This is a genomic window from Chitinophaga eiseniae (assembly GCF_900167135.1).
GTDB classification, from domain to species: Bacteria; Bacteroidota; Bacteroidia; order Chitinophagales; family Chitinophagaceae; genus Chitinophaga; species Chitinophaga eiseniae.
Window position 1 is genome coordinate 1,906,454 of the sequence record NZ_FUWZ01000002.1, and the last position, 15,616, is coordinate 1,922,069.

Annotated in this window: 16 protein-coding genes and 1 tRNA gene; 3 read left to right on the plus strand and 14 right to left on the minus strand. The window is 47.9% G+C overall.

Annotation, left to right across the window (positions count from 1 at the left end; genetic code table 11):
* Positions 1–194 precede the first annotated feature (194 nt).
* Positions 195–422 carry a helix-turn-helix domain-containing protein gene (locus B5D63_RS17560; protein WP_078670069.1) on the plus strand — a complete coding sequence of 76 codons (228 nt, stop codon included), beginning with the start codon at positions 195–197 and terminating at the stop codon, positions 420–422.
* Positions 423–1,055: 633 nt separating this feature from the next.
* On the opposite strand, the gene B5D63_RS17570 is transcribed toward B5D63_RS17560, so the two are convergent.
* Both B5D63_RS17570 and B5D63_RS17575 read right to left on the minus strand, forming a co-directional pair.
* A complete protein-coding gene (locus B5D63_RS17570) occupies positions 1,056–1,400 on the minus strand; it encodes a DUF5615 family PIN-like protein (protein WP_078670071.1) in 345 nt (114 codons plus the stop codon).
* A complete protein-coding gene (locus B5D63_RS17575) occupies positions 1,397–1,624 on the minus strand; it encodes a DUF433 domain-containing protein (RefSeq protein ID WP_078670072.1) in 228 nt (75 codons plus the stop codon). Before B5D63_RS17575 ends, B5D63_RS17570 begins: the two co-directional genes overlap by 4 nt.
* A 945-nt stretch (positions 1,625–2,569) precedes the next feature.
* Between B5D63_RS17575 and B5D63_RS17580 the strand changes: the two genes are divergently transcribed.
* The gene (locus B5D63_RS17580; RefSeq protein WP_078670073.1) at positions 2,570–2,905 is read left to right on the plus strand and encodes a thioredoxin family protein; all 336 of its coding nucleotides are present in this window, start codon (positions 2,570–2,572) and stop codon (positions 2,903–2,905) included.
* Positions 2,906–2,993: 88 nt separating this feature from the next.
* Here B5D63_RS17580 and B5D63_RS17585 read toward each other — a convergent pair whose 3' ends face one another.
* The 12 genes from B5D63_RS17585 to B5D63_RS17640 all read right to left on the minus strand — a co-directional run bounded on the left by B5D63_RS17585 (position 2,994) and on the right by B5D63_RS17640 (position 14,598).
* Positions 2,994–3,374, minus strand: a complete 381-nt coding sequence (locus B5D63_RS17585) for a hypothetical protein (RefSeq protein ID WP_078670074.1) — start codon at positions 3,372–3,374, stop codon at positions 2,994–2,996.
* A gap of 39 nt (positions 3,375–3,413) precedes the next feature.
* Positions 3,414–4,082, minus strand: a complete 669-nt coding sequence (locus B5D63_RS17590; RefSeq protein ID WP_143312953.1) for a DUF6371 domain-containing protein — start codon at positions 4,080–4,082, stop codon at positions 3,414–3,416.
* 38 nt (positions 4,083–4,120) lie between these two features.
* Positions 4,121–4,192 (minus strand) — tRNA-Arg (locus B5D63_RS17595).
* 56 nt (positions 4,193–4,248) lie between these two features.
* Entirely contained in the window at positions 4,249–6,063 is a 1,815-nt protein-coding gene (locus tag B5D63_RS17600) for an AMP-dependent synthetase/ligase (protein WP_078670076.1), read from the minus strand.
* 29 nt (positions 6,064–6,092) lie between these two features.
* Positions 6,093–6,347 (minus strand): 2TM domain-containing protein, encoded by a 255-nt coding sequence (locus B5D63_RS17605; protein ID WP_078670077.1) that lies wholly within the window; start codon positions 6,345–6,347, stop codon positions 6,093–6,095.
* An 84-nt stretch (positions 6,348–6,431) separates the two neighbouring features.
* Positions 6,432–7,094: a YceI family protein gene (locus B5D63_RS17610; protein ID WP_143312954.1), complete on the minus strand. Its 663-nt coding sequence runs from the start codon at positions 7,092–7,094 to the stop codon at positions 6,432–6,434.
* Between the two features lie 64 nt (positions 7,095–7,158).
* A complete protein-coding gene (gene paaN, locus B5D63_RS17615) occupies positions 7,159–8,814 on the minus strand; it encodes a phenylacetic acid degradation protein PaaN (protein ID WP_078670079.1) in 1,656 nt (551 codons plus the stop codon).
* 131 nt (positions 8,815–8,945) lie between these two features.
* Entirely contained in the window at positions 8,946–10,025 is a 1,080-nt protein-coding gene (locus B5D63_RS17620; RefSeq protein WP_159456063.1) for a tetratricopeptide repeat protein, read from the minus strand.
* Positions 10,026–10,269: 244 nt separating this feature from the next.
* Positions 10,270–11,514, minus strand: a complete 1,245-nt coding sequence (locus B5D63_RS17625) for a DUF1015 domain-containing protein (protein WP_078670358.1) — start codon at positions 11,512–11,514, stop codon at positions 10,270–10,272.
* A 120-nt stretch (positions 11,515–11,634) separates the two neighbouring features.
* Positions 11,635–12,705: a 3-phosphoserine/phosphohydroxythreonine transaminase gene (gene serC / locus B5D63_RS17630; protein WP_078670081.1), complete on the minus strand. Its 1,071-nt coding sequence runs from the start codon at positions 12,703–12,705 to the stop codon at positions 11,635–11,637.
* A 192-nt stretch (positions 12,706–12,897) separates the two neighbouring features.
* Positions 12,898–13,884, minus strand: a complete 987-nt coding sequence (locus B5D63_RS17635; protein ID WP_235021562.1) for a zinc dependent phospholipase C family protein — start codon at positions 13,882–13,884, stop codon at positions 12,898–12,900.
* A 105-nt stretch (positions 13,885–13,989) separates the two neighbouring features.
* Positions 13,990–14,598 carry a DUF502 domain-containing protein gene (locus B5D63_RS17640; protein ID WP_078670360.1) on the minus strand — a complete coding sequence of 203 codons (609 nt, stop codon included), beginning with the start codon at positions 14,596–14,598 and terminating at the stop codon, positions 13,990–13,992.
* Positions 14,599–15,003: 405 nt separating this feature from the next.
* Here B5D63_RS17640 and B5D63_RS17645 point away from each other — a divergent pair, with 405 nt between their 5' ends.
* Entirely contained in the window at positions 15,004–15,615 is a 612-nt protein-coding gene (locus tag B5D63_RS17645) for a TetR/AcrR family transcriptional regulator (RefSeq protein ID WP_078670082.1), read from the plus strand.
* Position 15,616 lies beyond the last annotated feature (1 nt).

A 15,616-nucleotide genomic window follows, 5' to 3' on the forward strand; every position in this document is an offset into this window, starting at 1 on the left:
CAATGAGATATTTGATATTGTTCCTCCATCGGTCGTAGCAACGGATATCAACCTGAATTACTATAGTCTCCAAAAGAGGATGAAAGATCATACCCTTTTTAATCTGCACGAGTTGTTGAAGTTATCTAAACTGATTGGATGTAAGGTAGAGGCGCTAATTGGATTGGCGTTAAAGAGGCATAAATCAGTTTAAGATGATTAATGATTCAAAAGAAGTGCTGGCCCAGTTAGGGCAAACGTTAAAGAAATACAGGGAGCAAGCAAAGCTCAGTCAGGATAAGCTTGCTGCCAAATGTGATACAGAACAGGCAGATATTAGCCGGATTGAATCAGGGTTACTAAATCCGGGTGTGCTGGTTATTGTTGATCTCGCGCGGGGATTGGGTATATCACCATCGATGTTACTTGAAGACCTCAAATAATAAAGCGATTTTATAGTGCTACCTACTCATTGCCAACATCAGGTTTCTTTCACTAACGCTGTTCGCTGCGTTTAGCTGTGCCATTAGTTTAACGTACCGTTTGGTAGGCTTTCCGTTGTAGAACTTTCTGAAATACCGGCTATGGAGCTGGTTATAGAGCTGATCACCCCTCAACGCAGGCCCGTATGTCTTTTCCAGGTGCCGGTAATATTTTGACTGAATCTGCTTTTCGTAGTATCCTTCCCCTCTGTACTGGAAATACCCGTTCTTAAAATACAGCTTCCGGCAGCGCTTACTTGTCTGCGGGCAAATGAAGTACCAAACCTTCCCGGCTCCTAAGTTGCTGGTCAGCGCCGTTAGCTTGACTTTGTAGTGAATTGGTTGTTGCTGCCAGTTGTAGGATAGCTCTAAATATGGCCCGGTTGTAACCATGTCTACACAGAAACTTATTTGACTGTGTACCGTGCCGCGCCGGCTCCAACTCAAGGTACCACTACGCCAGCTATCGGGCTGTAAGTAGTTCCATTTACGGAGGTCGGATATGGAAATTGATTTCCGGTCTTCAAACGTTGCAGGGTAAGTGCCTATTCTGGCCATATAGTGTAGGGGGATTTAACAACACATGAATCGGGCTTAAAGCTGCCTTATCCTTATTTTCTTTGGGGTCAGGGTTACAAATACAGGACGTTGCAGCTCTTGCGTTTGTAATAGATAGATAATTGCTTTTGTGATCTCTTTGTATTCATGAAAAGTATAACGAAGAAACAGGACACTGAGGTTTTGGATATGGTGAGCAAATACCCATTCCCCAAAATCCTTATCTTCTGTGAGCAGTAAATAATCGTTTTTTAAGGCCCATTGTATTACTTCCTCGTCTTTGATGCCTTTGCTTAGTTCTGTTACAGAGGTAACATCAAAGCCTTCTCCCCTCAATGTTTTAACAATGTAGGAATGTATGTTTTCATCAGCTAGGATCATGCTACGGCAATAATACTTTCGTTATCAATAACATCGGACGCATAGGCCAACGCGGCAGTAATGGCCGCCGGAGTAAGGGAAGGATAGGCTTCCATGAGGTTATTAATTGTAGCTCCCTCAGATAATTTTTGCAATATCAATGCTACAGTAATGCGTGTGCCTTTAATGACCGGCTTGCCAAGCATTATATTAATATTTGATTCTATATATTCTCTATAATCCATGATGGTAGATAATTTTAACCACAATTTAAGCAAAAATTACCATCTGCTTATTGGGTCAGACTGTTTTGTCAAGCCTAAATCATTAGGGAATGTGAAGATTTAATCTTCCTCATTGTTCTGTTGGCATTATCATCAAAGAAATGAGGGACATATTATGTCATATCTTTAATAAGGTATTCAACAGCTATAGGAGCTAAGAAGGGGGGATATTCAAGTAAGTAAAGGAGCGTGTTGTAACACAGCTCCTTTTATTTTTGGAAAATTTAAGGTTTAATCTGGAAGTGAGAATATTGATTTAATTATGGCGAACGGAAGCGCAAGACAGGCTTGGAGGAGTGCAACAAGATTCTTAATCATAAGATTGAGTTTTATATGTTGTTTAAATTAAATGATGCTGTCAGTTAAAGCAACTTTGGAGTAAATCTCTTATTCATTTTGTGCATTTGGGAAAAATAAAATCTATTTGTTCAATCTGCTAATATGTCATGCCGGTAATGCTTTGACTGAATCTGCTTTTCGTAGTACCCTTCCCCTCTGTGTTGGAAATACCCGCTTTTAAAATACAACTTCCGACAGCGCTTGCCCGTTAATGGGCAAACGAAGTACCAAACTTTCCCGGTTCCTAAGAGTGTTGCTAATTGGGCTTTGTGGTGGATAGACTACAGCTCCTGTGTTTGTAACAGGTAAATAATTGCTTTTGTGATGTCCTTATATTCATGAAAAGTATAACGAAGAAACAGGACACTTAGGTTTTTAATATGGTGAGCAAACACCCACCCCCCCAAAGTCCTTGTCTTCTGTAAGAAATAAATAATCGTTTTTTAAGGCCTATTGTATTACTTCCTCGAAGAACATATTAGTTGATACTCCGTCGTCATCTTTCGTAAGAACAATTTCATGTAATCTTTGTTTCTATTGAACTGTGACCCTCAAAATCATAATATCATGCCTAATGATAAAGTCAAAAACCTTGATGATGCAAACTTCGAGGTGGAAGTTTTCGGAGAAAGTACTAAAGTGTTGGTTCAATTCTGGGCTTCCTGGAGCCCACCTTGTAGTCAGGTATCTCCTGTTGTTGACAGGATTGCAGATGAATTTAATCAACAAATAATAGTAGGTCGATTAGATATTGAAAATTCTCAAAGAATGACAAGACTATATAATGTTACCCAGGTACCGACTTTAATTCTGTTTCAAAGTGGAGTAGAAGTTTATCGGAAAATGGGAGTTATTAACGAATCAACCCTATCATATTTAATACACTCATATTTAGAAACCTAAATCACTAAGGAATGCGAAGATTCATTTTCCCTCATTGCCCTATTTGGCCTATTTCAGTAATAAATAGCGTCACATCATGACATCTTCTTCAGTAGTTTTTCAGCAGATAAAGAAGACAAGCGCCCCCGTTTAGCTTCCCCAACTTGAACACCTTCCCCATACGTGCGTAAATGACCTGGGAAAAATCTTCCGCCTGATTGGCCAGTTCGCCGGCAGCTGTATATAACACCTCGCAGAACTTATCATTTCTTAGCCTGTAGGTTACTATTTTATAGCTGTCGATTTCCGTAATAACCGCTATGGCGTTGATTTCGTACTCTTGCCCGTCAATGGTGAGGGTATGCCTCGTTTCCGGTGGTTGCGCCGGCTGAAATTGCCGGTAATCGAACCGGGTAAGATAATCCCGCAAGTCCAGCCCCTGAACGCGTTCTACTGCCGTGGCGTTGCGCTCCAACAGATCGGACACCACGACAGTAGCAATATCGGCCAGCTCTTTAGCCTTTTTGTTTCATTGGGCAAACGCTCTGCCGTCAGCTGAAAGGTCGGGAAAAAGATACGCCCGCCGCCCTGCCAGCGCCTGACAACGTTCTGTTGTAAGGTAGGACAAGCTTCCTGCAGCCAGCCAAATAAAAGCCGGTAAGTAAGCACTTGCAACGATGGCGGTTGCAGGCGCTTCCACAATAGCAATGGGTTTGCTGGTATCCGCTGGTAAAAGGTGTTCCCCAAACAGGCAGCTGGCATAGTTGCCGCCTTGTTCCAAATACGCGGTCAACCAGCCGGGTAAGCGCTCTTTTCTGGATTCATGGCTGTACTTCAAAATGCTGTGTATCCATGTTGTCCGGGAACTACCATCTGAAGAGTTAGCCGTATGACCGGTGTGATCAAATTGTTTCGCCTGTCCGGCCCTTATATTACCCGATGCATCAACCCACCAAAAGACAGTAGCCCCCGGCCAGCGGCTCCCGGAAGTGCCTATCTTATAGCGCTGGGTCAGTTCACTGGTCATATTAGCGCCGAAAAGCGAATGCAGGTAGGTTACAAATCGATTGGTTTCATAGCCTTGCAGGCTTTGTGTAAGGTGGGGTAAGGTTTTGGGGAATATTTCGCTTAATCTCCCTCTACCTCCTTTTCCTTCTCTTTCCTCCGAAACCCACGTCCATAAATGAAAAACGCCCAAACTTAGTAAAGCTAAGTTTGGGCGAATAAGCGTTTTTGTAGTCCCGACAGGGATCGAACCTGTATCTAAAGTTTAGGAAACTTCTATTCTATCCATTGAACTACGGGACCATCCTGATTCCCTTCCGGGGTATCGGGTTGCAAAAGTAAGGGTTTTAAATTAATATTTAAAGACTTTCTATATCAACTTTTCCACCCGAAGGGGCATAAATACCGTCTATTTCCTTCTTGTACTTTTCGAGGATCACTTTTCTTTTGGCTTTCAGGGTAGGGGTAAGCTCTCCTGCGTCTACCGACCACTCACGGGGCAATAACTGGAATTTTTTGATCTGCTCGATATGGTTGAAGAACTGGTTGTACTTATCCACGGTTTGTTTGTAGAGGTCCAGCACTTCCTGGCGCTTTAGCAGTTCCTCGTTGCTGCCGGCGGAAATACCTTTTTTCTGCGCCCAGTTGCGGAGGTTGTTGAAGGCAGGCACTATCAGCGCTGCGGTGAATTTGCGGTCTTCGCCCACCACCATGATCTGTTCTATGTAGGGAGACTCCTTGAATTTGTTTTCTATAGGCTGGGGGGCCACGAACTTGCCACCGGAGGTTTTGAACAGTTCCTTTTTCCGGTCGGTGATTTTCAGGAATTTATGATCAATCAGCACGCCGATATCGCCGGTATGGAACCAGCCGTCGGTGATAGCGTCGGCGGTAAGGTCGGGGCGTTTGTAGTATCCCATGGTGACGCTGGGGCCTTTACAGAGTATCTCTCCGTCTTCTGCAATTTTTACCTCGACGTTGCTGATGACGGGGCCTACGGTGCCGAACATACGGTCCTCCTCGTTGTAGCGGTTTACACTGATGACGGGAGATGTTTCTGTAAGGCCGTATCCTTCCAGGATGGGGATGCCGGCGGCGGTGAATATCTTCAGCAGTCTTACCTGGCAGGCGGCGGCGCCGTTAACGATACACTGGATGTTGCCGCCGAGGGCAGCGCGCCATTTGCTGAAGATCAGCTTGTTGGCCAGTTTCAGCTGGAAGTTGTACCAGAAACCGGCGTTGTGGTTGATCTCATAACGTTTGCCCAGGTCTACGGCCCAGAAAAACAGGGCGCGTTTAATCCCTTTCAGCTCAAGGCCGGTAGTCATGATCTTTTCGTACACTTTCTCCAGCAGCCGTGGTACTGTGGTGAAGATAGTGGGTTTTATCTCTCTCAGGTTGTCGGCGATGGTGTCCATGGTTTCGGCGTAATAAACAGGCACGCCGGCGGTCAGATAGAGATAGGTGACCATCCGTTCAAAAATGTGATTGAGCGGCAGGAAACTGAGCGCACGGGCGTTTTGGTTGACCGGCAGGTAAGGCTGACAGGCCAGCACGTTGCTGATTACGTTTTGATGGGAGAGCATAACCCCCTTGGGAGTGCCGGTGGTACCGGAGGTATAGATGATGGTCACCAGTTCCTCCGGAGATATGTTCTGCTGCGTTTCTTCTATCACCGGATAATTGCTTTCGTCGGCCATCGCCGGCACTTCAGACCAGTGGCGGGCGCCGGGTACCTGCTGGAACGTAAAGATCTCCCGGATGGTAGGAAATTTGTCCCGTGAAGCCAGTACTTTATTCAGCAGTTCCTGATCACTGACAAACAGGATACGGGCTTCGGCATCATTGAGCACATATTCAAGTTCCTGTTGACTGATCGTCGGGTAGATGGGGGTGAGCACGGCGCCGATCTGCTGACAGGCGAGGTCGGTCAGCAACCACTCCGGCCTGTTGGGTGAGATAATAGCGATCTTGTCTTTCTCCTCATTTGTTTTGATACCTGCCCGGATACCCAGCTTCAGTAAGCCTGAGCTGAATTTGCGGGTAATGGCAGCTACTTCCTGTGTGCTGTATTTTCTCCATTGTCCGTTTTCCTTGCCGGTAAGCATATCCTCTCTGGGATAGTTTTCCAGCTGATACCGGATGACGTCAAATAGTCGCTGCGGTCGGTCCATTATGCTGTTTTTTGAGTGTGCTGTGCGTATTATATTCTTTTCAGCGTATTATCGAAAGTGTCTTTGTGATAAGTATTAAAGTATTGAAGGGCGAGTGCAATGCCCCAGCCTAATGAGGGGCCCAGTGGCCAGGGAGCGCTTCCGGGCATGTCCCGGTCAGAAAGAAACCATACCATCCACAATCCCATATTGATCACCAGGTAGATGATGAGATGACATTTAAAGCCGGCCCTGGCCTTTGCAATGCGCCAGAGACGTTCATCTCTTTGCTGGGTAGTTTCCATAACAGGTGGTTTTATCTGTGAAGCGGCTTTACTCAATTTAAAATATTTTATCGGCTTTCCGGCGGAAAAAACAAGAAATATGAGTTATCGGGAGGCGCTGATATTAAACCCTATGTTTACCTGCGAATTAATCAGTTTGTCCTGTAGTGACTTGTCAGCGCGATAGTTGATGCCCCATAGGGTACGATCAATATTAAAATTAGCGACTGCGGTAAGATGATGTTCGTCCACGCTGATGCGTACGGGGAAAGAGATATTTTTAGTGATGGTCTTAAGGGTCAGGTTGCCGGACATGACATGTGTGGCATCTTTTAACGTTACCTCTTCTCCTACAGCAGGGTAGTAAGTGTTGATACCCGTCATTTCAAAAACGGCGGTAGGATATTGCTCTACATCGAAAAAAGAACTGCCTTTCAGTTCCCGTTCCAGTTTGTTCTTCATGGCGCTGTCTGCGGCGAGGTCTATATTCTGCAAACTGTGCATGTTGATCACCAATCGGCCACCGGTGACCAGGGAGTCTTTTACATAGATTGCTCCGCCGGCGAGCCGCAGGGTACCGTGATGTTTACCGGTAGGTTTGGTGCCTATCCACGATATCAGGCTGGCAGCGGTGTCCGCGAGGTAAGCGTTGCCGGTAGCTGCCTTTACTTCCTGAGGATTGCTGGCAGCGGCTTTGTCGGCCTTGGGCGCCTGCTCACAGGCCACCAGGATACCGGACAGTAAAAGAAGGTATACAATACTTTTCATAAATATCTCCCTGCATTTATAATGCCCGGCATTCCGGAAAAACCGGAACGCCGGGATGATCAATCTATTCTATCAGTTCCCGGTTGCCCACCCATACAAACCGCTTGATAATAAATTCCTGGTTGGTGAAACTGGCGTTGCCGGCCGGATTGCCTCCGCTGACGTGGAAGTCGGAAAAGGCGGCATGCTGGTTCACCCAGATGAAACCGGTCAGATTAAAGGAAACAGGTGTAAACACACTGTTCATTTCATCTGTGATCTTCTCTTTGGTGGCGGGATCTGTGGTGTAGGCCGCACAGGTAATGGCGCCGTGCTTCTGCGCCATCTGTTTGGCCAGCTGAATGGTATGTGCCGTGTCTTTGGTTTTAACAATCAGCACAACGGGGCCAAACAGCTCTTTTTCATAAATATTGGTATCGGCGCTGCTGACTTCGATGACGGTAGGCGCCATCACCCTGGCTTTGCTGAATTCTTCATTGTTAACGGGTGCGCCCGCCAGTATCACTTTACCGCCCAGCTGTTGCGCTTCCTGCGCACGCTGCAGGGTGCTTTCGTTCTGCAGTGCGCCCAATGTGCCGGCGCCCATTTTCGGATTGTTGGCCAGCGCTACGATCGCGTCCCTGAACTTTTGCACCACCTCATTGAAACTTACCTGCCCCGCTGCGGTGGCAATACCGGTTTCAGGAATAAAGAAGTTCTGCGGCGCGGTACACATCTGGCCGGAATACAGGCTCACGGAAAAGGCGAGGTTCTGTATCACCGCGTCCAGGTCTTTTACGCTGTCAAGCAGTACGGAGTTGACACCTGCTTTTTCGGTAAAAACCGTTTTCCCGGGAAGGGACTCTACATAATTGCCGAAGGCGCTGCTGCCGGTATAGTCAATCAGTTTTACGTCCGGGTGTTCTGACAGCTTTTTGGCGATCAGGTTTTCGGAACTGTCCGGCGCCAGCTGGCATAGCAGCGGGTCGTGCCCGTTTTCCTGCAGCACCTGCTGTATGGCGGCTACCACAATGGCGATAGGCAGGATGGCCCGTGGGTGTGGCTTTACAATGACCGGGTTACCGGTGATCAGGTTGGCGTACATGCCGGGCAGGGTGTTCCATACCGGGAAGGTGGAGCAACCGATTACCACGCCGATACCTTTCGGGATGGCGCGGAATGTCTTGCGGAGCCGGATAGCAGTTTTGCCCATAGGCTTTTCCCATTCCAGCTCGGCAGGGTACCGTTGCAGCTCATGATAACCGGTGGCAATGGCTTCGAGGGCACGGTCGTTGGCGTGCGGACCGGAAGCCTGGAAGCTCATCATAAAGCTCTGGCCGGTAGTATGCATGGTGGCATTGGCGATATCAAAAAAGTAGTCCTTAATACGTTCAAGCGTTTCCGTTAGTACGCCGGCCCTTTCGGCCACCGGGGTACGGCCCCATGCAGCAGCGGCGTCCCCGGCTCTTTTGACCAGGTCGTCCACAGCGAAAAAAGGATAGGTAACGCCCAGCACCTCCTGGGTATAGGGTGACACTTCTTCTCCCGCCCAACCGGTTTCTCCGGTTTGCAGCAGTTGTTTGAAAGGTTTGTTCAGCAGCTGCTGATAGCTCTGTACTCCTTTTGCATGGGCTTCTTCCCCGTAAGCTTTGGGGTGCTCCGGATAGTGCGAATAGAAAGTTCTTTCGTGGTTCGCTTTAACAGCGGCATCAATCGTGTTTTGGTGTTTCGTGGCGAGCATTATTCAGATTTTGAGATTATTCAGACAGCCGGGATGGTTATCATCCCGGCCGGAAAAAGCTTGAAATAACGGCTCTCTTGCTAATCCAATGCTGCATTTTTCACATCGTGGCCCGGGCTTCAGCCGGGAACTCAATACCCCGCGTTGATCAGCGTGAATTTTCCGTCATTGTAATATTCATCGGGCCTGGGTTTCAACGGATGATTACGCTGATATTTCAGAAAGTCGTCATAGTCCTGTTTATGCAGCGTTACCCATGCTTTGTAAGAGGCCTGATTGGCGGCAGGACCAAAAAGCCAGTGATTGTATGATTCAAACATACCCTGCTGCAGCATCTTCTGCTGAAAATCAAAGAGCGCATAGGGATAGGTGTTGCTATAGGAATTGTACCAGTCCAGCAGAAAACGGGTGCGGGCCATGATCAGCGCGTCCGGGTCTACACCACCGGTGATCACACTCAGCTGTTTGCCCATGCACTGTTTGAATGCCTGTGAAAAACCGCCGTCACCCTTGCTTTTTTTACCCTTTTTACCCTCTTCTTCAGGCACCATGCTGTCGAACAGGCTCGGATCGTTGAACAGCTTTTTGTACGATTCCAGTACAATGTTTCTGATTTCAGCGGTCCGGGTGGTGAAACTCTCCATGTTCATGAAGGTTTCTCCATATAAGATACACCACAAAGGGCTGTTGCTGTAATAATAGGTTTTGGTGGCATTGTAATAGTTGCCCGGAAAAGTAGGGTCCTGTTCAATGCCTTTCAGCCAGGAGCGCAGCGCGCCGTCGTACATCTTGAAGTTCATCGCCAGCGTACCGTTGTCGTTGTACAGCTCACCACTGTTGGGGAATTTGCGGATGGCTTTTTCATACATCCGCTGCGCTGTTTTCCATTCTTCGCGTCCCTGGTAGATGTTGCCTGCAATCTGGAATACCTGTATGTCCGCTTCTTTCCTGTTGAGCAGCGGTTCTATCACACCTTTCGCTTTGTTAAGGTCTCCTTTCAGGTAAAAGGTGAAACCCAGCTGTTTCCTGTATTCGAAATTGTCCGGATCCAATTGTAACGCCTGGTTTAATACCAGCACAGCATTGGAGTAATCCCCGTTACGCATGAAGTTGGTAGCGGTCCTGTATAATTCATTTGCATCCTGCGCCACTGCCACTTGTGAAAATAATACCCCCGCAACAAATACTGCTTTCAATAAAGAAGACCTCATATGCATTCCTGTCTGTCGTTTGTTGTAAAAGTAAGGAAAATGGGGTAATGTGCCGCTGATCAATCTCCGGGCAGGAACAAATAAGAACAGGAAATTTTATATTATGTAATTAATTTATTTGTTTGAAACGATATCTTTTAAGATAAGGGGGTAGGCAGACCAGCACAGCAGGCATTGTCAGGGCAAAAAAAATTCCCCTGATGGCAGTGCATCAGGGGAAGTATATTATTTAAAAATATGTTGATTAAATCACATGCGTGATCAGGCCGTCCCGCAACTTGGGTTCAAACCAGGTGCTTTTCGGAGGCATCACATTGCCGCTGTCGGCAATATCAAACAACTGCTGAATGGTAACGGGGTACAGGGCGAAAGCGACTTTCATCTCTCCGCTGTCTACCCGTTTTACCAGTTCCTGTAAGCCACGGATACCGCCTACGAAGTCGATCCGTTTGTCGGTACGCTGGTCTTTGATGCCCAGGTGTTTGTCCAGGATGTTGTTGGACAGGATGGTCACGTCCAGGATACCGATAGGATCGGTGGTATATGTACCTTCTTTGGCTACCAGGCGATACCAGGTTCCTTCGAGGTACATGCTGAATTCATGCAGCATGGAAGGCTGCTGGGGTTGGTGACCAATTTCTTCTACGGTAAAATCGTAGTCCAGGCGGGACAGCAGCTCCGCTTTGCTCAGGCCGTTGAGGTCTTTCACCAGGCGGTTGTAGTCCAGGATGGCGAGCTGACTGGCAGGGAAGATGGTGGTCAGGAAATAGTTCACCGGATTTTCCACCGAAGTGATGGTGCCTTTTTCCTGGAATTCTTTCTGTACCAGGCTGGCGGACGCTGCGCGGTGGTGACCGTCGGCGATGTAGGTGCAGGGCACTTTTTCGGCGAAGAGGGTAGTGATTTCCTGTACGGCAGCCGGGGTATTGATCACCCAGATGGTATGCTGGATGCCGTCATCTGCGGTGAAGTCGTATGCTGGTTTGTTGTTGTTTTGCCAGTGGTCGATCAGGGCGTTGACTTCCGGTACGTCGTTATATGCCAGGAAAACGTTGCCTGTCTGGGCCAGCGTGGTTTTAATATGGTTGATACGGTCCAGTTCCTTGTCCGGGCGCGTAAACTCATGTTTTTTGATAATGCCTTTATTGTAGTCATCTACCGAGGATGCGCATACCAGGCCTGTTTGGGCGCGGCCGTTCATCACCAGTTTGTAGATGTAGTAGGCGGGTTGCGCCTCCTGAAACAGCACGCCTTCCTTTACGAGGCGTTGCAGGTTTTCAGCTGCTTTATCGTATACCTGCTGGCTGTGGGTGTCTATCCCTTCCGGCAGATCTATTTCAGATTTGGAAACATGATAATACGAATACGGATTACCGGCAGCGGCAGCTTTAGCTTCGTCCGAACTGAGTACGTCATAAGGCCTTGCAGCTACTTGTGCTGCTAGTTCTTCTTTGGGCCTTAATCCTTTAAAAGGTCTGATAATAGCCATGATAAAAATGTAGATGAGGGTAAAAGTAATAATAAAAATTACGAAATACGAATAACGATGATCAAACTGAAATGATGGTTCAGTTAAATCATCGTTATCCAATTTCGTATAGCTGGTGGCTTAAGCTTTCTTCAGGGAGAAGTATTTCATGGCTTCTACCATTACTTCTACGCTTTCGTAGGGCAAAGCATTGTACATGGATACCCGGAAACCACCGGAGAGGCGGTGTCCCTTAATGCCAACAATATCTTCTTTCTTACAAAATTTCAGGAATTCCTCTTCCATCTCAGGCTTGTCCATGATGAAGCAGGCGTTCATCAGGCTGCGGTCTTCTTTGGCCACCGTACCGCGGAAGAGCGGATTGTGGTCAACTTCATCATACAGCAGGGCTGCCTTTTTCTCGTTGATTTTTTCGATGGCCGGTATACCGCCCTGCTCTTTTAACCAGCGAAGGGTGAGCATGGAGATATACACCGCAAATACGGGAGGGGTATTCAGCATAGACCCGTTGTCTATATGGTTCTTGTAATCCAGTATAGCCGGGATTTTACGGGATACTTTACCGAGCATGCTCTTACGGATGGCTACCATGGTAGCGCCGGCTGCGCCCATGTTCTTCTGAACACCGGCATAGATCAGCGAGTATTTGTTGAAATCCATGGAGCGGCTCATAATGTCGCTGCTCATATCCGCAATCAGGGGAACGTCTGTTACCGGGGTCATATGCCACTGGGTACCGTAGATGGTATTGTTAGTGGTAATATGCAGGTAGCTGGCCTGTGGGGGAATGTTGAACTGCTTGGGGATGTGGTTGTAGTTACTGTCTTTGGAGCTGGCTACTACATCAACGAAGCCAAACAATTTCGCTTCCTTGATAGCCTTGTTGGACCATACGCCGGTATCTACATACGCCGCTGTCTCACTGCTTTCCAGCAGATTCATGGGCACCTGCATAAACTGCGTGGTGGCACCGCCATGCAAATACAGCACCTCGAAGTCATCATCAAGCTGCATCAGTTCCCTAACCAGGTTACGCGCCTCTTCCATCACCGCTACAAACGGCTCCGTTCTGTGGCCTATCTCCAGTATAGACATCCCTGATCCCTCAAAGTCGATCAGCGCTTTACTGGCTTTGTATAATACCTCGTTGGGCAATACAGAAGGACCTGCGTTAAAATTATGCACCTTCATGTTACGATCTAGATTAAATTCATTTTTTGATCTTTCCACTTTGTTTTGGTTTTTCTAAGGAAACGGAAAAAAAACGGCACGGGTGTTTTAAAACCTGTAAGGCGCGTGGTGTAGGATAGGTTAAAAGACGGTAGGGACAAAGATAAAATTTCTTTTCCAATTATTCTGTATCAGCCGAAATATTTTGCCCCTTTATTCTGCTCTGCCCAGCATGCGTCCCTGTGTCCACCGTTGTTGCAGCTGTTCAAACTCCTGTAACTCGCTCTCCGTAAGACTTGTGTGATGAAGCTCCTTCAGAGAGGGCTGTCCTGCGTTTACCCAGGCAGTATACCAGCAGGCCGCCACGGCGGCTATAGCCTGTTTCATCCGCCGCGCTGTCATGCCTTCCAGTAACTGGTGATATGCTTTCGTATAACCTTCAGCGTAAGTCCTCGTTAACACACCGTTCCTGATCTCATATGCATAACGCCGGGCCGGTGGCGTCTGTTCACATAACCGCTTTTCTTTTTGTAAAACAGTATCTGCTGCAAGACCGCTTTCGGTGACGATCTGCCAGACATATGCCCGCCAGTCGCTGATATAATGCGCTTTACCGGCCCAGTAGTCAAACTCCGCGTCTGCCAGCAACTCCGGGATGCGCGACTCCCACAGTCCGTGAATGCCCGTTTGCCCGGTAAACTGCCCGTTGTGATTGGAGCAGGCATGCAGCGGCACATGCGCGTCCGCCACATAATGCCCGGCTTCTGCCGACAATTGCAGTATCCGCTGCTGGTCCCGCTCCCGGAAAGCCTTCGTCAGCATATACATGATCTTTTCGAGGTGCCAGGGCAATATGCCGTTGCACTGCAGTGAATCGGCGCCGTACCGTGCTACCGCCTCCTGCCAGCTGCGTGGTATCTGCCGGTAAGGCGGCCGGTCCAGCACGTCGATGTCCAGATAGTGCCGTGGCGCTTCGGCAGCCACCATATAGCGCCGCTTATCCGGATCTGTAGCATGCACACGGATATATTCCAGCTGCGGCTTGTACAGCACCAGCATTTCCGGCGGCAGACAAAAAACTGCCAGCCGGTTGATCCGCTCATGAGCAAAGAAGCCCCAGCCACCGGCCTCGCCGGCATACATCAATAATATACATGTGAAACTTACAGCGAGCCGCTGTTTCAGGATACGGGTTAACATAACAAACAATTTAGAGATTTCTTGATTTGGGAATTTAGTTATTTATTTCAAGTGAACCAACGCCCTGCCTTACATAAATAACTGAATTCCCAAATCAGGAAATCCCTAAATATTGGTGACGCCGCCGCTGACAGCGAATTTCATCGCCTCTCCGGCTGAAACGTTTTCCAGGGGCTTCACCCGCTCTTTCGGCACAATAAATACTTTGCCGGTAATAGCGTAGGCATGCGGGACATAAACGGCCATATAGCCTTCCATGCCGAGACTGGTCACGTCTGTCTGGGTGATAAAGCCCATCTCCCATACATCCACGCCGTAAATCTGTACCAGCACAGGATGATCGAACTTTTTCTTCTCGCCCACAAAAGCGTCGAAGACGTCCTTAATGGAGGTGTAAATGTACTTGATAAAAGGAGTGCGCTCCAGCAAATGGTCAAACAGATCAAAGATCCGCCCGATAATAAAGGAAGAACTCAGATACCCCACCACTACCACTAATGCCAATACCAGCGCAAATCCTACGCCCTTGTATTTTAAAAAGTTGAACGAAGTGTCGTCCGGAATGATCTCCTTCGGAATAAGATTGTCGATAGTAACAAACGCCCAATATAATGTCAGTGCAGTGATCCCGATAGGGGCCAATATCAGCAGGCCCTGAAAGAAATACCGCAATAAACGGGACGCAAACACTTTTAATCTGAGTTTTGGCGACATGGCAAAAGGAATGAGGCACAAAATTAGACAAATAAGCGGAAGATTACCCGCCCTCCACATTGCCTGTTTGTAAAGATCACCCGAGGCCCCCTCCGCCACTGCCAGGACCTCCTTTGCTCCGATGCTCCACATTTCCCTGTCCGGGGCAGCCGGCTGCCCCCTCCGCTAATGTCCCCAGGCAACTCGCTCAAATGATATCCCCGCTCACATTCCCACCTACATCCCCCGCTTACATTCCCGCTCACAACCCCCGCTTACATCCCCCGCTCACCGGAAGAATCAGTAAAATCATGAAAGTCACAGTTCCGTGTTGCCACATATAAAAAATAAATACTGGAAACTTTGGAAGTTTAAAAAGTTTCCATAGTTTTGTCTTCGCATCACAAAGCCTGTTAAAGCACTCTTATGGAACCGCAGGAACGTATCATGGACACGGCTTTTGGCCTGTTTCGACAATATGGCACCAGGTCAATCACCATGGATGACATCGCTGAGAAAATGGGCATCTCCAAAAAGACACTCTACGCCCATTTTATGGATAAGGACGACCTGGTCACACAGGCGCTTACCCGTTTTATCGGCCTCGTCGAGGCGGAATGCCTGACAGACCGCGATAAATCAGCAGACGCCATCGAGGAACTGTTCCTCGTCATGGATATGCTGGACCGCCGGATGCGCAACATGAACCCCGTGATCCTGTTAGACCTGCAAAAGTTCCACGCGAAAGCATACCAGGTTTTTTTGAACTATCAGAACAACTCACTGACCAACACGATCCGCGAAAACATCGAGCGTGGCATCAGTGAAGGACTCTACCGACCGGACCTCGACATCAGAATTCTGACTCAATACCGCGTTTACGGATGTATGCTTAGCTTTCAGCCTGAAGCGTTTCCGGGCAACTCTGACATGAACAGGGTACAAAAAGTACTGCTGGAAAATTTTCTGTACGGAGTAGCCTCCGCTAAAGGGTACAAGCTTATCGAAAAGTACAAACAACTATCGCAAAACATATAAC